This window comes from Pseudomonas bohemica, from assembly GCF_002934685.1.
Classification (GTDB): Bacteria; Pseudomonadota; Gammaproteobacteria; order Pseudomonadales; family Pseudomonadaceae; genus Aquipseudomonas; species Aquipseudomonas bohemica.
This window is the reverse complement of the sequence record NZ_NKHL01000024.1, coordinates 1-643: the sequence shown is the minus strand read 5'-3', so window position 1 is coordinate 643 and position 643 is coordinate 1. Positions and strand designations below refer to the sequence as shown.

Below are 643 nucleotides of genomic sequence, written 5' to 3'. Positions count from 1 at the left end.
CGCCAGTTCAGGCTCAGCCTGCATCAGACCATGCAGCTTGCGCGTGCCCAGCCGCGGCATCTGAAGACGGGTTTCCAGTACAAATCCCAGCACTTTGTGAGCATGGCTGGTTTGCGCGTCATAGACCCGATTTCGCTTGTAGTAAGCCTGCCGGGAGATACCCAGAAACTGGCAAGCCCTGACGATGCTCAGGCCTTGGATTTGCCCTTGGGAGAGGACTTGCCGGATCGCTTTTTTACGACTGAAACACCGTAATCATTCTTCAGTACGTCAACCACTGCTTCGAAGAATTGAGCTTTCTGATTGGCAAGGGCGAGCTTTTCTTCAAGCGCCTTGATTCGCTGCTCCGGTGTCAGCGGCAGCTTGGGATCGTCCATCGGTCGGCTCCTCTGGGCACGAATGGAGGCGCCTTGGCTCCAGTCCTGGCGTCCATGCTTGCGTAACCACACCAGCACAGTCGAACGCCCCTGAATCCCGTAACGCCGTTGAGCCTCTTTATAACTCAACTCGCCTTTTTCGACCTGATCAACGACCGCCAGTTTAAAGCCCAGCGTGTAATCACGCTGACTGCGCCTTTTTCCCGAATCCATTGGTTCCTCCTGAGGAAAGGTCAGAAGGTGTAAACCTTATTCAGGACGGGACA

1 pseudogene is annotated in these 643 nt (G+C 54.9%); it reads right to left on the bottom strand.

What is annotated here, in order from left to right:
• Window positions 1-590 (bottom strand): annotated as a pseudogene (locus CE491_RS00065) (helix-turn-helix domain-containing protein); the annotation flags it as partial.
• Window positions 591-643: the final 53 nt, after the last annotated feature.